Source organism: Mangrovibacter plantisponsor (assembly GCF_003182475.1).
Classification (GTDB): domain Bacteria; phylum Pseudomonadota; class Gammaproteobacteria; order Enterobacterales; family Enterobacteriaceae; genus Mangrovibacter; species Mangrovibacter plantisponsor.
Genome location: NZ_QGTS01000001.1, coordinates 253,321 through 275,326 on the forward strand (window position 1 = coordinate 253,321; position 22,006 = coordinate 275,326).

Consider the following 22,006-nt stretch of genomic DNA (forward strand, 5'->3'; position numbering starts at 1 on the left):
CAAAAGGAATCGTTTTATGACCTGTGAACGCGCATTATTTATTGATTCGCATGACATAGCCAAATGCAGGGATGCGCTCGCACTAGACTCGCTGCTGGGGAAAACGTTGCGCCAATACCAGGCGCAGGCAGCGGCCTGGCTGGCGGCACCCGTGGTTATCCCCGGCCATGGCGAAGGCGGTGGCCCTGAGCATCTTCAGCACAAAACCCATTACCAGATGCTGCACCTGGCAGGCTGGTTATGGCAATTCACCCAGGACCCGGTGTGGCGCGATAAAATCATTGCGGTGCTGTCGGGCTACGCCGATATTTATCCCCACCTTGGTAATGCCACCAGTAAAGATACCAATCCCCCAGGGCGGCTGTTTCACCAAACGCTGAACGAAGATATGTTTTTGCTCTATGCCGCACATGCCTGGTCTTGTGTGCGCGAAAGCACTGCGGCACCAACCCGGGAACACATCGAAAACAATTTGTTACGGCTGATGGCAACCGAGGCCATGGAAACCCACGCGGCCACATTTGATATTGTTCATAACCATGGCATCTGGTCGGTTGCTGCCGTAGGGATCTGTGGGTATGCCCTGAATGATCAGTCACTGGTGGATGCCGCGCTCTATGGCCTTAAGGGCGACAGCCAGAGCGGCGGGTTTCTGGCACAAATCAGCCAGCTTTTTTCCTGCGACGGGTTTTACGTTGAAGGGCTGTACTACCAGCGTTTTGCTTTACGGCCACTGCTGATGTTTGCTCAGGCGATTTCCCGTTTTCAGCCTGAGCTGAATATTTGGCAATTTGCCGGGGAGCGCATTAAAGCTGCCTGCTATGCCCTGTTTGCCCTGGCCTTCCCGAATGGCACGCTCCCCGCACTCAATGACGCATCCAAAACCATGAGCCTGAAAGATGAAGGCGCAGTGTTAGCGGTAAGCCTGTGCCGCCAGCATTATGGGCCAGATGCCAGGTTAGCGGCACTTGCCGCCTGGCAGGGTAAACTCTGGCCTTGTGCTGGTGCCCTGTTGCTGGACCGTGAACAACCAACCGGGCCATACCCCACCTGGCCTGGCGGCATATGGCGGGATGGCCCACAGGGGGATAAAGGCGGCGTGGGTGTGTTACGCAAGGCGTGCTCTCAAGGCGACCAGACCATGGCTATGTTGTGGTGGGGTGGACATGGCGACATTCCCGGCATGCACAGTGCCCTGAACCACGGGCATTTTGACGGCCTGCACCTGAGCCTGTTTAACCGGGGCAAGGAAGTGCTGCAGGATTATGGTTTCGGGCGCTGGGTGAATGTCGAACCTAAGTTTGGCGGGCGGTATATTCCGGAAAACAGCAGCTATTGCAAACAAACTGTGGCCCACAATACCGTGACGGTTGACGGTGGCTGCCAGCACAAGGGCAAGAAAACACTGGCAACAGGCGACCACGGGGAGACCCACTTCTACCAGGATAACCATGCGCTCGGTTCGGGCATGAGCGCCATTGCCCGGCACTACTGGCCGGATGTAACCCAACAGCGCACGGTGTTGCTACTCACCCTGCCCGCCTGCCCCCGCCCGGTGCTGGTAGACCTGTTTCGCCTGCAAAGCCCGACACCACACCAGTATGATTACTGCCTGCATCTTAACGGGCAGCGTATTGCCAGCAACATTACTCTGCAAAGTAAGCCACAACTGGCACCACTGGGTAACGAACACGGCTACCAGCATTTGTGGGACTGCGCCAGAGGAGTAATTCCTGCCGGGGAACATAGCCAGGTTAGCTGGCTGGATGGCGGCACCTACTACACCGCCACCACGGCCATGCCAGCGGGTGGCGAGCTGATAGTCGCCCGGACAGGTGCCAGTGACCCGGATAATAACCTGCGTTCAGAGCCGTGCTGGATTTGGCGCACCCATGCCAGCAATACACTGTTTGCCACAGTGCTGGAAAGCCACGGTGAGTTTGATGAAGCGAGCGAATATTCGGTGGATGCCCGGGGGAAAGTCTGCCGGGTTGATATCTGTGAAGACAGCGCCCGTCGTACCCAGTTGCAGGTAACCTTTACTGACGGCAGTTCTGCCCTGGTGACGGTAGACAACCGGCCAGGCTCCGGCGGGTTTGATGCCCAACTGCTGGCAGGCTGAAAACCTGGTGAACCGGTTCCGGCCCCCCCCCCCGGGCACCGGTTCACTTCCCGTTACAGGCGGTGCTTTTTCGCATTCATCAGCGCGAGTGAAGCCTGATACGCGGCTTCGCCATCTGCCATCATAATCGCTTTATAAATCTGGTGATGTTCAGCAAGGCACATGCCACCATCCCGGGAAGAATGGCTGATAAACCATTTAAATACCGTAGTCAGCAAGTTTCCGAACGGCAGATAAAAACAGTTACCGGATGCCTGGAAAATCAGGCTGTGAAAACGCGTGTCCACTTCCACCCACTCTTCCGGGGTAAAATCACGGGCACGCTGGCAGAGTTCATCATAAACACGGGACAACTCAATACGCTGTTCAGTAGTGGCATTTTCCGCAGCAAGCCTGGTGGCATGGGGTTCAATCACCCGGCGGAAATCCAGGAACTGGTGGTACATTTCCAGTGTGCCTTCCATACCCGACATCCAGTCCAGTAGTTGTGCATCAAGAATATTCCAGCTGGTTCTGGGACGTACCCGTGTCCCGGTTTTGGGGCGCGATTCAATCAGGCCCTTTGAAGTGAGTTGTTTTAACGCTTCCCGCAGCGCAGTGCGGCTGACACCCAGTTGTTCGCCCAGCTCAACTTCACTGGGTAAAATCGTACCGGGAGGTAATTCGCCAGACAGGATCCGGCGGGCGATATCTCGTGCGATCAGCCCGTCAAGGCCGCGTTGTGTCGTGCTTATGGCGGTAAATTGCATCTGACTCTTATACCTGATTCAGGAAGGGGCGCAGTGTAGCACAGGGGCTGGCAAAATGGGCAGTTGCCGGGTAAGTGCTCAGCGCCTTTCCCGGCAAGCCATTTTGTCGTTATGGTGCTATTTGCCCACCATTCACATCAAGGATCTGCCCGGTGATATACCCGCTGCAGGCATGTGATGCCAGGAACAGGAAACTGGGTGCGACTTCCTCGCTGCGGCCAAAGCGCCCCATGGGGATAGAACCGGCAATTTTATCCCGCAGTTCCTGAGGCTTATCTTCATGGAAGGCCGTATCAATAGTACCGGGAGATACAATGTTGAAGCGAATACCGTCTTTGGTAAATTCTTTGACCCAGTTGCGGTGTATATCGTGCAGCCAGGCCTTGGATGCTGCATAAATACCTGCGCCGATACCGCCGCCTTCGCGCCCGGCAATCGAGCCGGTACTGATAACCGCCGCTGTTTTACCGCAGGCTTTGGCGCTGGCACGCAAAAATGGCAGAGCGTATTTGGTCATCATCAATGCAGAGCGGGCATTAAGATCCATTACATGGTCATAGAATGCATCGTCAATGGCTTCCAGACCGGCGCGGCCCCCTAAACCACCTGCATTATTGACTAACACATCCAGCCCACCGAAATGTGCCGTAAAATCTGCAACCAGTTTTTCGCAGGCGGCAGAGTCACATAAATCCGCCTGAAAATAAGCGGCATCGCCACCCAGTCCCCGCAATGCTGCAACCACCTCAGCCATTTCCTCTGGCGGGCGGCGGCCATTAATCCCTACCTGCGCACCGCTTCGGGCAAACGCCTGAGCAGCCGCCAGACCCACACCGGCAGTGCTGCCAGTAATCAGAACCCGTTTTCCATGTAAATCGTTAAACATCATTCTCTCCTTTTAATTAGTCATACTATTTATAACGGCGCATACGATGAATTGCGATAATAAAACCATATTCACTGCAAATTTGTGACATCCATCCACTTATTAGTATGACTAATTAAAAGCTGAGGCACAAAAGAGTAAACAGTTAACAACCCAGAAGAATAAGTGAGCGCAGGAAGAAAGCAGGACAGGCTGTCGGCGGAGTATTGAAGTTGAAGCAGAGAGAAAACCGCTCCGGGGTAATTCCCCAGAACGGTTTACAGAGATTAACCTTCGTGCAGGCCACATTCCCGTTTCAGGCCGAAGAAACGCGTTTCTTCTTCTGCCATGCCCGGCTCCCATTTGCGGGTGGTATGGGTATCACCTACAGAGAGGTAACCCTGGTCCCACAATGGGTGATATTTCAGACCATGCGCAGTCAGGTACTGGTAAACCTGGCGGTTATCCCAGTCGATTATCGGCAGGATCTTAAACACTTCACGCTGGATAGCCAGCACCGGCAAAGCGGCACGGCTGCCAGACTGCTCACGGCGCAACCCGGCAAACCAGGTACCTGCATTCAGCTCTTTGAGCGCACGGTTCATGGGTTCAACTTTGTTGAGAGTATTGTATTTCTCAATGCCTTCAACACCCTGCTCCCACAATTTACCGTAACGCGCTTCCTGCCAGGCCGGGCTTTGTTCCGCCCGGTACACTTTCAGGTTAAGCTTGAGCTTATCTGTCAGCTCATCAATAAACTGGTAGGTTTCCGGGAACAAATAGCCAGTATCGGTGAGGATAACCGGGATATCCGGATATTGCTGCGTGACCAGATGCAGACACATCGCCGCCTGAATACCAAAGCTGGAAGAGAGCACAAACTCACCACTCAGGTTTTCCAGCGCCCAGGTAACGCGCTGCTCAGCGGTCAGCTTTTCCAGTTGATTATTAGTTTCAGCCAGCTCCATTACGCGCTCAGCTTTGGGCAGCGCATTCAATGCTTCTCTGTCAAACGTAGCCATATTTGCCTCCAGGTTATTCCCAGAAATCCCGGGCCGGGTCCAGTACCGGGCGCACAATACCGGTGCGCACCGCAAAGTCACCAAACCCTTCATCAGATTCACGCTGTTCCGCCCACTGGCCAACCAGGGTATCCATGATGCTGACGATTTCTGCATCAGTGATATTTTCGCGGTACATGCGTGGAATACGTGTGCCGTTACGGTTACCGCCAATGTACAGGTTATAACGGCCAGGTGCTTTACCAATTAACCCCACTTCGGCAAGCAGCGCGCGGCCACAGCCATTCGGGCACCCGGTTACACGCAGTACGATATGCTCATCGCTCATGCCATGTTTCGCCATAATGTTATCTACCTGGTCCACAAAGCCCGGCAGGAAGCGTTCTGCTTCGGCCATTGCCAGTGGGCAGGTTGGGAACGATACGCACGCCATCGCGTTTTCACGCTGAGGGGTTACGCTGTTCATCAGGCCATGGTCACGCGCCAGTTTCTCAATCGCTGCTTTTTCACTTTCCGGCACACCTGCAACAATCAGGTTCTGGTTGGCAGTCAGGCGGAAGTCACCTTTATGAATACGGGCAATTTCACGCAGCCCTGTTTTCAGTGGGCGACCAGGATAATCCAGGATGCGACCATTTTCGATAAACAGAGTCAGGTGCCATTTGTCGTCAATGCCTTTCACCCAGCCAATACGGTCGCCACGGCCAGTAAATTCATACGGGCGAATCGGGGCGAATGTGATACCGGCACGGCGCTCAACTTCGGCTTTAAATACATCGACACCCACACGTTCCAGGGTGTACTTGGTTTTCGCATTTTTACGGTCTGTACGGTTACCCCAGTCACGCTGCGTGGTAACCACGGCTTCTGCCACCGCCAGAGTGTGTTCCAGCGGAATAAAACCAAATTCACTTGCGGTGCGCGCGTAGGTTTTCTTGTTACCGTGGTCGATAGACAAGCCACCACCCACCAGCAGGTTAAAGCCAACCAGCTCGCCGTTTTCTGCAATGGCGACAAAGTTCATGTCGTTGGCGTGAAGATCGACATCGTTTTGCGGCGGCACAACCACAGTGGTTTTAAATTTACGAGGCAGATAAGTGGCACCCAGAATCGGCTCTTCATCTGTGGTGGCAACTTTTTCCTGATCCAGCCAGATCTCTGCATAAGCACGAGTGCGCGGCAGCAGGTGTTCTGAAATTTTCTTCGCCCATGCGTAAGCCTGCTCATGCAGGCGCGATTCCACCGGGTTGGAAGTACACAACACATTACGGTTAACATCGTTAGCCGTCGCCAGGGAATCCAGGCCAACTTTATGTAATAACTGGTGGGCAGATTTCAGATCTTTTTTCAGGATGCCATGGAACTGAAATGTCTGGCGGTTGGTGAGGCGAACACTGCCATACAGGGTTTCTTCACCAGCAAACTCTTCAATTGCCAGCCACTGTTGCGGCGACATCACACCACCCGGCAGGCGGCAGCGCAGCATCATGGCATGGCGTGGTTCCAGTTTCTGTTCAGCACGCTCAGCACGGATATCGCGGTCATCCTGCTGATACATGCCGTGAAAGCGAATCAGCAGGAAGTTGTCGCCATGGAAACCGCCCGTCAGGCCATCATTCAAATCTTCAGCAATAGTTCCGCGCAGGAAGTTGCTGTCAAGTTTCAGGCGTTCTGCATCGGCCAGTTTGCCTTCAACCACCAGGGGTCCAGGATGTTTTTCACTCATTAGTAGACATCTCGCTGATAACGGCGCGCCAGGCGCAGCTCACTTAAATATTCGTCTGCCGCTTCGGTGTCCATATCACCATAAGTGGCAATCACGTCCAGTAAAGCCTGTTCAACATCCTTCGCCATACGGGATGCATCGCCACAGACATAAATGTGTGCGCCTTCGTTAATCCAGCGCCACAGTTCTGCGCCCTGTTCACGCAGTTTATCTTGTACGTAAATTTTATGGTCCTGGTCGCGTGACCAGGCCAGGTCTACCTGATTCAGGACGCCTTCTTTCACCAGCGCCTGCCATTCAACCTGGTACAGGAAATCTTCAGTAAAATGCGGGTTGCCAAAGAACAACCAGTTTTTCCCTTCTGCCCCGTCCGCAGCACGTTGCTGCATAAACGCGCGGAAAGGCGCAATCCCCGTGCCCGGACCAATCATAATGACCGGCGCCTGGCTGTCTTCTGGCAGACGGAAATTATCGTTATGTTCGATAAACACCCGCACTTCACCGTCTTCTTCAAGGCGGTCTGCCAGGAAACCAGATGCACCGCCAGTACGTTCGCGGCCTTCGATGTCATAACGCACAACACCGACAGTAATATGCACTTCGTTTTCCACTTCTGCCTGAGAAGAAGCGATAGAGTACAGACGAGGCGTTAGCGGGCGCAGTAAGCTTACCAGTGCCTGTGCATCAAGCTGTGCCGGAGCAAAGCGCACCATATCCACAATAGGCGTACTGGCGGCATATGCCTGCAGGCTGGCTTTATCGCCCACTTTATCCAGCAGAGCGTCGTTACGGGTTAAGGTGGCATATTTCTCAACAATTGCCGCAGTATTGACAGTCAGTTCAAAATGCCACTGCAGAGCTTCGGCCAGAGGCAGGGTTTTATCACCCACGGTGACCGGCTCATCGCCTTTAAGCCACAGCAACTCCACCAACTCTTTGACCAGTGCCGGGTCATTCTGATACCACACACCCAGTGCATCACCGGGTTGATAACGCAGGCCAGATTCCCCAAGGTCAATTTCCAGGTGGCGCACGTCTTTATCTGAATTGCGGCCAGTAATTTTTTGGTTCACCGACAGCGCAGCACTGAGTGGGTTTTCTTTAGTGTAAGGGCTGGTGTAAACCTCATTGACAGCACCACTGGCAAGTACAGCTGTAGGGGTTGCGCTCGACGCAGGCACACGGTCTTTCAGCAGTGCGACCACTTCTTTACGCCAGGCCTCTGCAGCAGGCTGGTATTCAACATCGGCATCAACCCGTGCAAGCAGGCGCTCTGCACCCAACTCGGCCAGTTTGCTGTCGAAATCTTTTCCGGACTTGCAAAAGAACTCATAAGAGGTATCGCCAAGGCCCAACACCGCAAAGGCCGTTTCCGGCAATTTAGGCGCTTTTTTGGAGAACAAGTATTTATGCAGCGCAACCGCTTCTTCCGGCGGTTCGCCCTCACCCTGAGTGGAGGTGACAACCAGTAAGAGTTTTTCCTGAGCGATTTGTTTGAATTTGTAGTCGCCCGCACTGACCAGTTTCACATTGATATTTTCTGCCAACAGGTCGTCACGCAGTTGCTCTGCAATACGGCGGGCATTCCCGGTTTGGGAAGCGCTGAGTACCGTCACAGAAGGCGCTTCTGCCGCCGCCGGTGCGGCTGCCACTGCGCCCGCTGCGCCAGTCTGGTTAACCTGGCCCCAGAAGTAGCCAGATAACCAGGCCAGCTGAGTTGGGGTGAAATCAGTCGTTGCCGCCTGCAGGCGGGCCAGTTGCTCCGGACTAAGCGGAAGCATCGCTGTCGGTGGGACCTGTTTTGTCATGCGTCGTTATGTTCCAGTAGCACAATGAGGCTGTTTTAAATAAACAGTCAATAACCCCAAATCACTCAGGCTGACTGGCTCAAAGCCGTCGCCATATTTTCCGCGTGGTGCCACAGCGTGAAGCTGCCGAAGGTATGCACCCGCGCAGAGCCGGGGCGGATTAATGACATTATTGATAAAGACAATGTCGATAAGGGTAACGGCGGGCATAATAACAATTAAATAAGTGATAGAAATAATAAATAACCAAATTGACTAATCACTTTTTAAGGTAATGAATAACGGTAAAACCGGTAGATTAATACATTGATTTTATTTATTAAAATAAGATAAAGCGCCCTGGCATACCAGGCAAAACCAGGGAGCAGGTGTTCGGGGAGAAATAATTTACTGGCAAGGCGCGCCAGCGTCTGGAAATCGCAGGCATACAAAGCAGGTGTAAAGACAAGTATTGTTAGTGCGTAAAACAGCCATTTAATGTACTATGCGGCGGTTTTTTTGCTTTACCAGGACTCCCTATGGCTACCAGCTTATTTAAAGATTTTACATTTGAAGCGGCGCACCGCCTTCCCCATGTTCCGGAAGGCCACAAATGCGGCCGCCTGCACGGGCATTCCTTTATGGTGCGCCTGGAAGTGACCGGCGAAGTTGACCCTTACACCGGCTGGATTATTGATTTTGCCGAACTCAAAGCCGTATTTAAGCCGACCTGGGAGCGCCTTGATCACCATTATCTCAACGATATCCCCGGGCTTGAAAACCCCACCAGTGAAGTGCTGGCGAAGTGGGTATGGGATCAACTCAAGCCTCAGTTACCCTTGTTGAGCGCTGTAATGGTTCAAGAGACTTGTACCGCAGGTTGTGTTTACCGCGGCGAAGCCTGATTCCCTCTCGCGTGCCCCAAAAGCGGGGCACACGCCCCGCCTCAGGCTATGTTCAGATATTTGTGCGTCTGCATGGATAACCGCCAGTTACGCTCAATACAGGTTTCAATACATAAACGAGTGGCGTCTTCTTTCTGGCTGATGGGCTGAAGCGCGATAATGCGCGGTTTCTCATCAGTGAGCGTTGCAAGCAGGGCATCCAGTGCTTCGATATCTCGCACCCGGCCTACCGGGTGTTTGATTTCATCGGCCCGCACCAGTGCCTGCCCCAGCACATCATAACCACCGCGCATATTCACTTTGGGTGAAACGGTAACCCAGGTGTTTGCCGTTGCCAGCACCTCATGCGTACCACTGGTTTCAATCTGGCACTGGTAACCGTGTTGTTCGAGCAACTGCGTAAGTGGCGTTAAATCGTGAATACAAGGCTCACCACCGGTAATCACCACATGGCGCGCGGTGTAACCCTGACGGTTGACAACAGCAAGCAACTCTTCTGGTGTTGACGCAGCCCACTTATCACTCTCTTTCGTTTTCGCCATGACCGAAAACAGCGAGACTTCCCGTTCCGCGAGCTTATCCCAGGTGTGTTTAGTATCACACCAGGCGCAACCCACCGGGCAACCCTGTAAGCGAATAAAAATGGCTGGCACGCCAGTAAAGTAACCCTCGCCCTGCAAGGTCTGGAAAATCTCATTAATCGGGTACTGCATAGTCAACTCGGTAAAGGAATAAACCGTTATTATCGCAGATCCTGGCGGGCAGATCATGTCGGTAATGAAACCGTGCCACAGAACCGAAAATATCAGGCACAAAAAAACCCGCCGAAGCGGGTTTTTTCAGTAAGAGAGCAGACGATTAAGCCTGGCCTTTCACTTCTTTCAGACCGTTGAACGGTGCGCGGTCACCCAGAGCTTCTTCGATACGAATCAGCTGGTTGTATTTAGCAACACGGTCAGAACGGCTCATAGAACCCGTTTTGATCTGGCCTGCTGCAGTACCTACCGCCAGGTCAGCGATGGTTGCATCTTCAGTTTCGCCAGAACGGTGAGAGATAACGGCAGTGTAGCCAGCATCTTTCGCCATCTTGATAGCAGCCAGAGTTTCAGTCAGAGAACCGATCTGGTTGAATTTGATCAGGATGGAGTTAGCGATACCTTTTTCGATACCTTCTTTCAGGATTTTGGTGTTGGTTACGAACAGATCGTCACCAACCAGCTGGATTTTGTTGCCCAGAGCTTTAGTCTGGTATGCAAAACCGTCCCAGTCAGATTCGTCCAGACCGTCTTCGATAGATACGATCGGGTACTGTTTGGTCAGGTCTTCCAGGAAGTGAGTGAACTCTTCAGAAGTGAACGCTTTGTTACCTTCGCCAGCCAGAACATATTTGCCGTCTTTGTAGAATTCAGAAGCAGCACAGTCCATAGCCAGAGTAACGTCTTTGCCCAGCTCATAGCCAGCAGCTTTAACAGCTTCAGCGATAACAGCCAGTGCTTCTGCGTTAGAACCCAGGTTAGGCGCATAGCCACCTTCGTCACCAACAGCAGTGCTCATGCCTTTAGATTTCAGAACCTTAGCCAGGTTGTGGAAAACTTCAGAACCGATACGGATCGCTTCTTTAACAGTTTTAGCGCCAACAGGCTGAATCATGAATTCCTGGATGTCCACGTTGTTATCAGCGTGTTCACCACCGTTGATGATGTTCATCATTGGCAGCGGCATGGAGTATTTACCCGGAGTGCCGTTCAGTTCAGAGATGTGTTCGTACAGCGGCATGCCTTTAGCAGCAGCGGCAGCTTTGGCGTTAGCCAGAGACACAGCCAGGATTGCGTTAGCACCGAAGTTAGATTTGTTTTCAGTACCATCCAGATCGATCATGATCTGGTCGATAGCAGCTTGATCTTTAGCGTCTTTACCCAGAACAGCCTGAGCAATCGGGCCGTTTACCGCAGCAACAGCTTTGGTTACGCCTTTACCCATGAAACGGGATTTGTCGCCATCGCGCAGTTCCAGCGCTTCGCGGGAACCAGTGGAAGCACCTGACGGGGCTGCAGCCATACCTACGAAACCGCCTTCCAGGTGAACTTCGGCTTCAACAGTCGGGTTACCACGAGAGTCGATGATTTCACGACCGATGACTTTAACGATTTTGGACATTAGGTTTTCCTCAGTACAAGTTAAACTAAAACTCCAGACAACAACGCGCCAGTGTAGCCCATTACAACTGTTTTAGCCCGCTAACGTTTCCAGGCAACCTGGTACAACCACCAGGCCCCCGGATACGTTCGCGGGCTACAATACCAGCGTGGCAGGCACTTACCGACCCCGCCGCGTTGCCGTACTAATATTACTTCTCTTGCCGTTTCTGGTATTCACCGGCGGCTTTCACAAAGCCTGCAAACAGTGGATGCCCATCGCGCGGCGTGGAAGTGAATTCCGGGTGGAACTGGCAGGCAACAAACCACGGATGGTCAGCCACTTCAATAATTTCAACCAGTTGGTCATCACCGGAACGACCCGCAATACGCAGCCCTGCGGCTTCAATTTGTTTCAACAACATGTTGTTGACTTCATAGCGATGACGATGACGTTCAACAATCACCGGCGCGCCATACATTTTACGCACCAGGCTGTCGTCGCTCAGTTGGCATTGCTGACCACCTAAACGCATCGTACCACCAAGATCACTTTTCTCAGTGCGGACTTCAACGTTACCGTCTTCGTCACGCCATTCAGTAATCAGTGCAACCACCGGATACTTACAGTCTGGCACAAATTCAGTTGAGTTAGCATCCTTCATCCCTACCACATCGCGTGCAAACTCAATCAGCGCGACCTGCATTCCCAGGCAGATACCCAGGTAAGGGATTTTGTTCTCACGGGCATAACGCGCAGTGGCGATTTTACCTTCCACACCACGGTAGCCAAAGCCACCAGGGATAAGAATTGCATCGAGGCCTTTAAGCAGCTCGGTGCCACGCGTTTCTATATCCTGTGAATCGATAAGCTTGATGTTCACGGTTAAACGGTTTTTCAGACCACCGTGTTTCAGTGCTTCAATCACCGATTTATATGCATCTGGCAGCTCGATGTATTTGCCCACCATACCGATGGTCACTTCGCCTGCCGGGTTTGCTTCTTCGTATAAAACTTGTTCCCACTCGGAGAGGTTGGCTTCCGGGCAGGTTAAGCTGAATCGTTTACAAATATAATCGTCCAGCCCCTGTGATTTCAACAGGCCCGGAATTTTATAGATAGAATCGACGTCTTTCAGAGAAATAACAGCTTTTTCCGGGACGTTACAGAACAAAGCAATTTTCGCACGTTCGTTAGCCGGAACCGCACGGTCTGAACGGCAAATCAGGATATCTGGCTGGATCCCAATAGACAGCAGCTCTTTAACAGAATGCTGTGTCGGTTTGGTTTTCACTTCACCAGAAGCACCCAGGTATGGAACCAGAGTCAGGTGCATGTACAGAGTACGTTCACGACCGACTTCGGCTGCCATCTGGCGAATTGCTTCCAGGAATGGTAAAGATTCGATATCGCCAACGGTACCGCCGATTTCAACCAGAACAACATCGTGGCCTTCGCCACCTTCAATGATGCGCTCTTTGATAGCGTTGGTGATATGTGGAATAACCTGAACTGTCGCCCCAAGGTAATCACCACGACGTTCTTTACGCAGAACATCGGAGTAGATACGCCCGGTAGTGAAGTTGTTACGACGGGTCATCTTGGTACGGATGAAGCGTTCGTAGTGGCCCAGGTCCAGATCGGTCTCAGCGCCGTCTTCAGTAACGAACACTTCCCCATGCTGGATTGGACTCATAGTACCCGGATCGACGTTGATGTACGGATCCAGTTTCATCATGGATACATTGAGCCCGCGGGCTTCGAGAATAGCGGCAAGGGAGGCTGCGGCAATGCCTTTACCCAGAGAGGAAACAACCCCGCCGGTCACAAAAATATAGTTCGTTGTCATGCTGAACCTGAGAAGTTAGGTTTAAAAGACGATGGAATAACCAGGACGGGAAAGTAGTATACCTGAACAGCGCATCGCTCACAAACTTTCATTCTTCACTCTCTGGCCGGACACCGAACGTAGTACGAGCGAAGAAAATAGCTTGTCAGCCATAAATGTTTTTGACGTAAATCAAGCGCTTGTTATTTAATTTTTCAGCTAACTCGCGCTTGATCGTAAAAACCATTTAAATATCAATTTCCTGGCACTTAACTTGCTGCCACGCGCGCTCCATCTGTACCAGAGTGGCCTGTTCGAGTGTCAGCCCCTGCTGGCGGATAATCGCCTCAACCTGGCGAAAACGGCGTTCAAATTTCAGGTTCGCTTTTTGGAGTGCTGTTTCGGCTTTTTTCCCTAAATGGCGCGATAAATTGACTGTGGCAAACAACAAATCGCCCACTTCTTCTTCCAGTTTATCTTCATCCACCACCGCCTGGCTGGCTTCATGCATAACTTCATCAATTTCCTCATGCACTTTTTCCAGAACCGGGCCAAGCGTTGTCCAGTCGAACCCGACTGCTGAGCAGCGTTTTTGTATTTTATGTGCCCGCATCAGCGCTGGCAGTGAATGCGGGATATCATCCAGCACTGAAAATTGTTCTTTTTCTGCACGCTCTTCGCGTTTCGTTTTTTCCCAATTGGCGAGCACTGCTTCACTGTCATTCAGTGTGGCATCACCGAAAATATGCGGGTGGCGGCGTTCCAGCTTGTCGCTGATTGCGGCGCACACACTGGCAAAATCGAAATGCCCTGCCTCCTGCGCCATTTGTGCGTAAAACACGACCTGAAATAATAAATCCCCCAGTTCGCCACGCAAATCGTCAAAATCTTCCCGTGCAATCGCATCCAGCACTTCGTAAGTTTCTTCCAGAGTATAGGGAGCGATACTGGAGAACGTTTGCTCTTTATCCCACGGACAACCACTTTGCGGGTCACGCAAGCGCCGCATAATGCCCAACAGGCGTTCTATTTCGGTCATTTCGGTTCCTTAAAGATTACAGCGAGAAAACAAACCATGAGGGATGACTACCGACTGGCATGTGCAAAATAACACTCCCGGGCAGAGAACCCTGCCGGGAGTGTATCAACGGGTGAGAGGTATACATTGAAGCCGTGTGAGTTAACCGTGCAAACGGCGTGCGTCAATCACATCCGGCAGTTGGTTAAGCTTGCTCAACACGCGCCCCAACACCTGCTGGTTGTAGATTTCGATATCCATATCAATGGTTGCCAGTTGCTGCTTCACATCGCTACGGCTGGCAACACCCAGCACGTTAACTTTTTCGTTAGCCAGAATGGTGGTGATATCACGCAAAAGACCACTGCGGTCATTTGCCGTTACCCGCACCACCAGCGAGTAACCACTGGAATAGCTTTCACCCCACACCGCATCAACCACGCGCTCCGGCGCATTGGCCTGTAACTCCGCCAGTTGCTCGCAGTCTGCACGGTGAATAGAAATACCGCGCCCCTGGGTGATATAACCAGTGATATCGTCCCCCGGAATTGGTTGGCAGCAACGGGCGATATGGTGCATCAGGTTACCCACACCTTCCACTACAACCCGGCCATTGTCTTTGCGGCTTTGGCCTTGCGGAGCGTAGTTTTTTTGCTGGAGCTGTTTTAGTGCCTGTGCATCCTGCTCTTCCGCACTGGGCTTATTAAACTGCGATTGCAGGAAATTCACCATTTGGTTCAGGCGAATATCGCCGCCGCCAATTGCTGCCAGTAATTCCTCCACTTCATTGAAGTTGTAACGCGGCAACAGGTGTTTTTCGGCATCTTTCAGGCTGATACCTAAATGCGCCAGTTCATCATCAAGGATCTGGCGCCCGGCAAGGATATTTTTATCCCGATCCTGCTTACGGAACCAGGCGTGAATCTTGGCCCTGGCACGGCTGGTTGCCACATACCCCAGGTTGGGGTTTAACCAGTCGCGGCTTGGGTTAGGCTGTTTCTGCGTGATGATGTCAATCTGGTCGCCCATCTGCAATTGGTAGGTGAACGGGACAATACGCCCACCTATTTTCGCGCCAATGCAGCGGTGGCCCACATCACTGTGGATGTGGTAGGCAAAATCGAGCGGTGTAGACCCGGCTGGCAGGTCAACGACATCACCTTTCGGGGTAAAGACGTAGACCCTGTCATCGAATACCTGGCTGCGCACTTCATCCAGCATTTCACCGGTATCTGCCATCTCTTCTTGCCAGGCTATCAGTTTACGCAGCCAGGCAATGCGGTCTTCATGGCCTGAACGGCCACTGGCCGATGCAGTACCTTCTTTGTACTTCCAGTGCGCGGCAACGCCCAGTTCTGCATCTTCGTGCATCTGTTTGGTACGAATCTGGATCTCTACCGTTTTCCCTCCCGGCCCCAGAACCACCGTATGAATTGACTGGTAGCCATTGGGTTTAGGGTTCGCGACATAGTCATCGAACTCATCGGGCAAGTGGCGATAATGGGTATGCACAATCCCCAATGCCGCGTAGCAATCCTGCAAACGTTCAGCCACGATGCGCACTGCTCGCACATCAAACAACTCATCAAACGCCAGATGCTTTTTCTGCATCTTGCGCCAAATGCTGTAAATATGTTTTGGTCGGCCGTAAACCTCAGCCTTCACACCTTCTTCTTTGATGGATTCACGCAGTTGCCCAACGAACTCTTCAATGTAGTGTTCGCGGTCAAGCCGCCGCTCGTGCAGCAATTTAGCAATCCGTTTGTACTCATCGGGGTGCAGGTAGCGGAAGCAATAATCTTCCAGTTCCCATTTCAGTTGCCCGATCCCCAGGCGGTTCGCCAGCGGGGCATAAATATTGGTACATTCTTTTGCCGCCAGTACGCGTTCATCTTCCGGCGCATCTTTCACTTCGCGCAAATGTACGATACGTTCAGCCAGTTTGATGACCACGCAGCGGAAATCATCCACCATTGCCAGCAGCATACGGCGGACATTATCAACCTGTTCTGAAGAGACTGCGTCTGTATGGGTGGCTTTCAACTGGCGAATGGCATCCATGTCACGCACACCATGAATCAGCGAGGCAACCGATTTGCCCATGGCTTCCTGGATGTCGCTTTCGCTGACCACCTGGTTATCTGCCAGCGGGAAGAGCAGTGCGGAGCACAGCGTGTCGGTATCCATACTCAACATGGTGAGGATTTCGACCATTTCCACACCACGCCACAGAATCAGGTTGGCGTCGTCATGGCCTTCAATTTGCTGCTGGCAATAGCGCACGGTATCCGCTAAGCGGGCGCACGACTGCTGGCTCGCTATACCCAGACTTTTTATCCATGTTTCAGGGGCAAACTCGCCAACGTTATTGATATGTGCACTTCTTACCGCAACCATTGTCCTCTCCTTTCGGGACTCATTCTGGCAGATGGGAGCCAGTTTCAATCTTTTGATTTTTCGAACAACACCATCGATTCCAGGTGACCAGTGTGCGGGAACATGTCCAACATTACCAGCCGTGTAATCGGGTAACCCGCGGCCTGTAATACCTCGCTGTCACGCGCCAGAGTCGCCGGGTTACAGGATACATAAACAACCTTTTCTGGCGCGAGCCGGATAACCTGGGGTATGACCACCGCAGCACCCGCCCGGGCCGGGTCGAGTAATACTTTGGTAAAACCCTGCCTGGCCCAGGGTTGCCGGGTAACATCCAATTCCAGGTTCTCATGGTAGAACATGGCGTTCAGACAACCATTATCAAGGGCATTTTGTTGCGCCTTTTCTACCAAAGCAGGAACCCCTTCCACCCCAACAACCTGCGCCGCGCGTTTTGCCAGCGGCAGGGTAAAATTCCCCATGCCACAAAACAGGTCCAAAACCCGGTCCTGTGGTGTAACAGCCAGCCACTCGCAAGCCCGAGCCACCATTTGCTGATTAACCTGGTCATTCACCTGGATAAAATCTCGCGGGCTAAAGCTTAAGCGTAGACCGTCCGACAGATACCATGGTGTATCACCGCTGATTCTTGTTAATACGTCACTTTCCGGTGCCAGAAATAGCGTCACCTCGTGTAAATGCGAAAATTGTTCCAGTTTTTCCTGGTCTTGCGAATTTAACGGGCGGGTGTGGCGCAGCACCATGACCGGGCCATTTTCAGCATCCACCAGCTCCACATGGCCAAGATAGCGAGCCCCCTGCAATTGTTGTAAACAAGCCTGCAGTGGTTTTAATAATGCTTCAAGGCGACGCACCAAAACCGGGCATTGCTGTATGGTTACCAGGTCATTACTGGCACTTTTGCGAAAGCCCATCTGTAAAGACTGCGTTTTGGGAATAAAATTCAGACTAAGCCGTGCACGGCGTCGGTATGCCCAGGGTGTACCTGTAATGACATCATCTACAGGGCGTTTTAACATGCGGGCCAGAGAGCGGGATTTACTTTGCTGCTGCAGGGTAACTGAAGCATGTTGTTGTTGGCAGCCGCCACATACGCCAAAATGGGGGCAGACGGGTGAGACCCGTTCCGGGCTGTCATTCAGCCTGCGTAACAGTTTTCCTTTGGAATACTGGCGCTTATCTTCGGTAATGGTGACATCAACACGCTCACCCGGCAGTGCGCCAGGAATAAATAATGCTTTACCGTTGTGGCGTGCCACGCCTTGCCCAAAGGTGTCCAGGTCGTCAATAGTAACGGTGAGTGATTGACGCGTCGCCACGCGTCTTTTTGCAGAGTAGAATTGCGCCATGTGCTCGTTTTTACTTAATAATTACTGCGACATATTGTCCCATACTGGAACGTCATGACCAACTACAGCCTCAGAGCCCGAATGATGGTACTGATCCTGGCACCCACGGTGTTGATCGGTTTGTTGTTGAGTATCTTTTTCGTTGTACATCGCTATACCGATTTACAACGCCAACTGGAAGATGCCGGAGCCAGTATCATTGAACCACTGGCTGTCTCCAGTGAATACGGCATGGATCTGGATAACCGTGAATCGATACGCCAGTTAGTCAGTGTGTTGCATCGCCGCCATTCTGATATTGTACGCGCCATCGCGGTGTATGATGACAAGAACAACCTGTTTGTTACATCTAATTACCATCTTTCGCCGGATAATTTACGCCTGGCCCCAGGCCAGCCGGTTCCCCGGAAGCTCACTATCACACAGCAGGACAGCAACAGCCTGATACTCCGTACTCCCATCATTTCTGAAGACTACCAACCGGATGAATCCCCGGTTGCAGGAGCGAAACAACCACATAATACATTGGGTTATGTTGCTCTTGAGTTGGATTTGCGCTCAGTACGCTTACAGCAGTACAAAGAAATTTTCATGGCATCACTCATGCTTATTCTCTGTGTGGCTATCGCACTTGGGTTTGCCTGGCGCTTAATGAAAGATGTCACCCGCCCGATTCGCAATATGGTCAATACGGTAGACCAGATACGCCGTGGGCAACTCGATACGCGCGTCGAAGGTTTTATGCTTGGCGAACTTGATATGCTGAAAAATGGTATCAACGCCATGGCCATGTCGATAACGGCGTACCACGAAGAAATGCAGCATAACGTTGACCAGGCGACATCGGATTTACGAGAAACCCTGGAGCAGATGGAAATCCAGAACGTCGAACTGGATCTCGCCAAAAAACGCGCTCAGGAAGCCGCCCGTATCAAATCCGAGTTCCTGGCAAATATGTCCCATGAATTGCGTACACCACTTAATGGTGTTATTGGCTTTACCCGGCTGACACTCAAAACGGAACTGAACGACACACAACGTGATCACCTGCAAACCATTGAGCGCTCAGCTAATAACTTGCTGGCAATCATCAATGACGTTCTGGATTTTTCCAAACTGGAAGCGGGCAAACTGATTCTGGAAAGTATCCCCTTTTTGCTCCATAACACGATGGATGATGTGGTTACTCTGTTGGCTCATTCCGCCCATGACAAAGGCCTGGAACTGACACTCAGTATAAAAAATGATGTGCCGGATAGTGTCATTGGCGACCCGCTACGCCTGCAGCAAATCATCACCAATCTGGTGGGGAACGCTATTAAATTCACGGAACAGGGCAACATTGATATTGTGGTGGAGTGCCGTTCACACGCCAACCAAAAAGCACAAATCGAAATTCGCATTCATGACACAGGGATTGGTATTCCGGAACGCGACCAGTCACGGTTATTCCAGGCCTTCCGCCAGGCAGATGCCAGCATTTCTCGCCGCCATGGTGGCACTGGCCTGGGTCTGGTTATCACGCAGAAGCTGGTTAATTCGATGGGTGGCGATATCTCGTTCCACAGCCAGCCGGGCCAGGGTTCAACCTTCTGGTTCACGATTAATATTGACCTGAACCCCAATGCCATCAGAGATATGCATATCACCGAGTTTCTGGCAGGCAAGCATATCGCCTATATTGAGCCTAACCATACTGCAGCGCAAAGCACGCTGGAGTGGCTGGAATCCACACCGGCACAAGTCTCATGGCGTGCCAAACTGGATGATTTAAAAGCAGAGAGAATCGATGTGCTGATCATGGGTGTGTCAGTGACCTCCCACGAACCATTATCAATGGAACAGGACTTGTTTGCCCGGGCGTTACAACGCTGTACCAGCCTGATTATCGCTCTGCCCTGTTATGCGCAAATTGATGCGGAAGGCCTGAAAAAAGGCGGTGCCGCCGCCTGTATTCTGAAACCTATTACACCAACTCGCCTGCTGCCACTGCTGGCTGAATGCTGTGGTAACCACCCTGAGCGCCACGATGATATTCACCCATACAGCCCGCTGCCAATAACGGTGATGGCTGTCGATGACAATCCGGCTAACCTGAAACTGATTGGCGTATTACTGGAAGATTTAGTGCAGCAAGTAGTGCTGTGCAACAGTGGCCGCCAGGCTGTGGAGAAAGCCCGCAGTGGTCATTACGATATTATTCTGATGGATATCCAGATGCCGGATATGGATGGCATTCATGCCTGTGAGTTAATTCGCCAGATGCCTCATTTGCACAAAACGCCAGTGGTGGCGGTTACCGCTCACGCCATTGCCGGGCAGAAAGAGAAAATGCTGCGTGCCGGTATGAATGACTACCTGGCAAAACCGATTGAAGAAGACAAATTACGCAGCCTGTTATTGCGTTACCACTCATCGTCTCATGGCATGTTGCCCGCTACTACGGCATTCCAGCAACAGGATATCCCATTACCAGCCAATGACGTCTCTCTGGACTGGCAACTGGCAATACGCCAGGCAGCAAATAAGGTGGATCTGGCACGAGACATGCTACAGATGTTGATAGATTTCTTACCAGAAGTACGCAATACCGTAGAAGAGCAACTGGTAGGGGAAGCACCTGGAGACTTGCTGGACAACATTCACAAACTGCATGGTAGCTGTGGGTATAGTGGTGTGCCCCGGCTGAAAAACCTCTGTTTCCTGATAGAGCAGGCACTGCGGAACGAGACGCCAGCCAGTGACCTTGAGCCGGAATTACTCGAATTACTGGATGAAATGGATAATGTCGCCAAAGCCGCGAAAAAAATCCTTGGATAACACAGTCACTGCCCGTTGCAACCAACGGGCAGAAAGCAGCATCAACAAAAGCGGTTACTGCGCGAGTTTTTGGCCCACCTTGAGAATAGCCGCAATATTACGTGCCGTATGTTCCAGGTTTTCGCCTGCATCATTCAGAGCCTCTTCCAGGGTGCACACGCGGCTCAGTACACTGAATACAGCATTCAGACCATGCTGGTAAACAACAGAGACATCACTGGAAAGGCTACCGCCAATCCCGATAACGGGCTTATTAAACCGTTCCGCAATACTGGCAACACCCACCGGCACTTTGCCGTGAATACTCTGGCTGTCGATACGCCCTTCTCCGGTAATGACCAGGTCAGCATCCTTGATGATATCTGCCAGCGACAATGCTTCTGTTACTATCTCGATTCCCGGGCGTAAGCGCGCCTGGCAAAAAGCATACAACGCCGCCCCCATCCCACCGGCTGCACCCGCACCCGGCAGATTCAGAACATCTTTATCCAGCGTTTTCGCGATGATGCCAGCATAGTGCTCGAGTGCCTTGTCCAGTTGCCCGACCATTTCAGCACAAGCCCCTTTTTGTGGGCCAAACACCGCAGAAGCGCCCTGCGGGCCGGTCAGTGGGTTGGTTACATCGCATGCCGCGTCAATCTGGCATTTTGCCAGCCGCGGGTCCAGGCCGCTGATATCAATCCGGTCCAGTTTCTGTAATGCCGCTCCCCCGGCGGGAAGCAGCTGGCCCTGGCTGTCCAGTAAACGGGCACCCAAAGCCTGAATCATTCCTGCACCACCATCGTTGGTTGCACTACCGCCCAGGCCAATAATGATGTGCTTCACGCCCTTCTCAAGGGCATGGCGAATCAACTCCCCGGTCCCCCAGGATGTTGTCAGCAATGGGTTACGCTGCCCGGCTGGCAGTAGCTCAAGGCCACTGGCTGCCGCCATTTCAATAAACGCCACATTGCCATCGCCGGAAATACCATAAAAACTGTCACAAAGTTCACCCAGAGGGCCTGACACACTGACTTCAATGATGCTCCCCTGTGTTGCCGCCACCATCGCATCAACGGTTCCTTCTCCGCCGTCGGCGACCGGTACGCACACATACTTCGCTTCAGGGTAGATTTCCTGAAAACCTGACCGGATATGCCCGGCAACCTCTTGCGCACTCAGGCTCTCTTTAAATGAATCAGGTGCAATCACTATTTTCATATGCCATCCCTCTGCTTAACGGTGATTTCTTGGTTACGTGTTGACTGGCAATGCCAGGCCTGTAATGGCACAAGCCTGGCTA

At 52.2% G+C, this 22,006-nt stretch carries 15 protein-coding genes; 3 read left to right on the forward strand and 12 right to left on the reverse strand.

Annotated features, from left to right (window positions below; genetic code table 11):
• The first annotated feature begins 16 nt into the window (after positions 1–16).
• A complete protein-coding gene (locus tag DES37_RS01250) occupies positions 17–2,122 on the forward strand; it encodes a heparinase II/III domain-containing protein (RefSeq protein WP_110024566.1) in 2,106 nt (701 codons plus the stop codon).
• Between the two features lie 53 nt (positions 2,123–2,175).
• Here the strand turns inward: DES37_RS01250 and DES37_RS01255 are convergent, their stop codons facing one another.
• From DES37_RS01255 to cysJ, 5 genes are all read right to left on the reverse strand, one after another.
• A complete protein-coding gene (locus tag DES37_RS01255; protein WP_036102544.1) occupies positions 2,176–2,871 on the reverse strand; it encodes a FadR/GntR family transcriptional regulator in 696 nt (231 codons plus the stop codon).
• A gap of 109 nt (positions 2,872–2,980) precedes the next feature.
• Positions 2,981–3,760, reverse strand: a complete 780-nt coding sequence (locus DES37_RS01260; RefSeq protein ID WP_245929932.1) for an SDR family NAD(P)-dependent oxidoreductase — start codon at positions 3,758–3,760, stop codon at positions 2,981–2,983.
• 263 nt (positions 3,761–4,023) lie between these two features.
• Positions 4,024–4,758 carry a phosphoadenosine phosphosulfate reductase gene (gene cysH, locus DES37_RS01265; RefSeq protein ID WP_036102549.1) on the reverse strand — a complete coding sequence of 245 codons (735 nt, stop codon included), beginning with the start codon at positions 4,756–4,758 and terminating at the stop codon, positions 4,024–4,026.
• A 13-nt stretch (positions 4,759–4,771) separates the two neighbouring features.
• Complete coding sequence (gene cysI / locus DES37_RS01270) at positions 4,772–6,484, reverse strand: assimilatory sulfite reductase (NADPH) hemoprotein subunit (protein ID WP_110024568.1); 1,713 nt, start codon at positions 6,482–6,484, stop codon at positions 4,772–4,774.
• A complete protein-coding gene (gene cysJ / locus DES37_RS01275) occupies positions 6,484–8,292 on the reverse strand; it encodes an NADPH-dependent assimilatory sulfite reductase flavoprotein subunit (RefSeq protein WP_110024569.1) in 1,809 nt (602 codons plus the stop codon). The genes cysI and cysJ overlap by 1 nt, the downstream gene beginning before the upstream one ends.
• A gap of 518 nt (positions 8,293–8,810) precedes the next feature.
• On the opposite strand from cysJ, the gene queD reads away from it, so the two are divergent.
• Entirely contained in the window at positions 8,811–9,176 is a 366-nt protein-coding gene (queD, locus tag DES37_RS01280; protein WP_110024570.1) for a 6-carboxytetrahydropterin synthase QueD, read from the forward strand.
• Positions 9,177–9,217: 41 nt separating this feature from the next.
• On the opposite strand, the gene queE is transcribed toward queD, so the two are convergent.
• The 6 genes from queE to rlmD form a co-directional block, all read right to left on the reverse strand.
• Positions 9,218–9,889: a 7-carboxy-7-deazaguanine synthase QueE gene (queE, locus tag DES37_RS01285; RefSeq protein ID WP_110024571.1), complete on the reverse strand. Its 672-nt coding sequence runs from the start codon at positions 9,887–9,889 to the stop codon at positions 9,218–9,220.
• A 145-nt stretch (positions 9,890–10,034) separates the two neighbouring features.
• Positions 10,035–11,333, reverse strand: a complete 1,299-nt coding sequence (eno, locus tag DES37_RS01290; protein WP_036102559.1) for a phosphopyruvate hydratase — start codon at positions 11,331–11,333, stop codon at positions 10,035–10,037.
• A 190-nt stretch (positions 11,334–11,523) separates the two neighbouring features.
• Positions 11,524–13,161: a glutamine hydrolyzing CTP synthase gene (pyrG, locus tag DES37_RS01295; RefSeq protein ID WP_036102562.1), complete on the reverse strand. Its 1,638-nt coding sequence runs from the start codon at positions 13,159–13,161 to the stop codon at positions 11,524–11,526.
• Positions 13,162–13,387: 226 nt separating this feature from the next.
• Positions 13,388–14,179, reverse strand: coding sequence for a nucleoside triphosphate pyrophosphohydrolase (mazG, locus tag DES37_RS01300; RefSeq protein ID WP_110024572.1), 792 nt, complete (start codon positions 14,177–14,179; stop codon positions 13,388–13,390).
• 141 nt (positions 14,180–14,320) lie between these two features.
• Positions 14,321–16,555 carry a GTP diphosphokinase gene (gene relA, locus DES37_RS01305; RefSeq protein ID WP_110024573.1) on the reverse strand — a complete coding sequence of 745 codons (2,235 nt, stop codon included), beginning with the start codon at positions 16,553–16,555 and terminating at the stop codon, positions 14,321–14,323.
• Between the two features lie 44 nt (positions 16,556–16,599).
• Positions 16,600–17,904 (reverse strand): 23S rRNA (uracil(1939)-C(5))-methyltransferase RlmD, encoded by a 1,305-nt coding sequence (gene rlmD, locus DES37_RS01310; protein ID WP_110024574.1) that lies wholly within the window; start codon positions 17,902–17,904, stop codon positions 16,600–16,602.
• A gap of 54 nt (positions 17,905–17,958) precedes the next feature.
• Between rlmD and barA the strand changes: the two genes are divergently transcribed.
• The gene (gene barA, locus DES37_RS01315; RefSeq protein ID WP_110024575.1) at positions 17,959–20,724 is read left to right on the forward strand and encodes a two-component sensor histidine kinase BarA; all 2,766 of its coding nucleotides are present in this window, start codon (positions 17,959–17,961) and stop codon (positions 20,722–20,724) included.
• 54 nt (positions 20,725–20,778) lie between these two features.
• On the opposite strand, the gene DES37_RS01320 is transcribed toward barA, so the two are convergent.
• Positions 20,779–21,924, reverse strand: coding sequence for a glycerate kinase (locus DES37_RS01320; RefSeq protein WP_110024576.1), 1,146 nt, complete (start codon positions 21,922–21,924; stop codon positions 20,779–20,781).
• Positions 21,925–22,006 lie beyond the last annotated feature (82 nt).

Excerpts from the sequence above, each read along its gene's own strand:
- DES37_RS01250 (WP_110024566.1), top strand. The coding sequence starts at position 17 with ATGACCTGTGAACGCGCATTATTTATTGATTCGCATGACATAGCCAAA.
- DES37_RS01255 (WP_036102544.1), bottom strand. The coding sequence starts at position 2,871 with ATGCAATTTACCGCCATAAGCACGACACAACGCGGCCTTGACGGGCTG.
- DES37_RS01260 (WP_245929932.1), bottom strand. The coding sequence starts at position 3,760 with ATGATGTTTAACGATTTACATGGAAAACGGGTTCTGATTACTGGCAGC.
- cysH (WP_036102549.1), bottom strand. The coding sequence starts at position 4,758 with ATGGCTACGTTTGACAGAGAAGCATTGAATGCGCTGCCCAAAGCTGAG.
- cysI (WP_110024568.1), bottom strand. The coding sequence starts at position 6,484 with ATGAGTGAAAAACATCCTGGACCCCTGGTGGTTGAAGGCAAACTGGCC.
- cysJ (WP_110024569.1), bottom strand. The coding sequence starts at position 8,292 with ATGACAAAACAGGTCCCACCGACAGCGATGCTTCCGCTTAGTCCGGAG.
- queD (WP_110024570.1), top strand. The coding sequence starts at position 8,811 with ATGGCTACCAGCTTATTTAAAGATTTTACATTTGAAGCGGCGCACCGC.
- queE (WP_110024571.1), bottom strand. The coding sequence starts at position 9,889 with ATGCAGTACCCGATTAATGAGATTTTCCAGACCTTGCAGGGCGAGGGT.
- eno (WP_036102559.1), bottom strand. The coding sequence starts at position 11,333 with ATGTCCAAAATCGTTAAAGTCATCGGTCGTGAAATCATCGACTCTCGT.
- pyrG (WP_036102562.1), bottom strand. The coding sequence starts at position 13,161 with ATGACAACGAACTATATTTTTGTGACCGGCGGGGTTGTTTCCTCTCTG.
- mazG (WP_110024572.1), bottom strand. The coding sequence starts at position 14,179 with ATGACCGAAATAGAACGCCTGTTGGGCATTATGCGGCGCTTGCGTGAC.
- relA (WP_110024573.1), bottom strand. The coding sequence starts at position 16,555 with ATGGTTGCGGTAAGAAGTGCACATATCAATAACGTTGGCGAGTTTGCC.
- rlmD (WP_110024574.1), bottom strand. The coding sequence starts at position 17,904 with ATGGCGCAATTCTACTCTGCAAAAAGACGCGTGGCGACGCGTCAATCA.
- barA (WP_110024575.1), top strand. The coding sequence starts at position 17,959 with ATGACCAACTACAGCCTCAGAGCCCGAATGATGGTACTGATCCTGGCA.
- DES37_RS01320 (WP_110024576.1), bottom strand. The coding sequence starts at position 21,924 with ATGAAAATAGTGATTGCACCTGATTCATTTAAAGAGAGCCTGAGTGCG.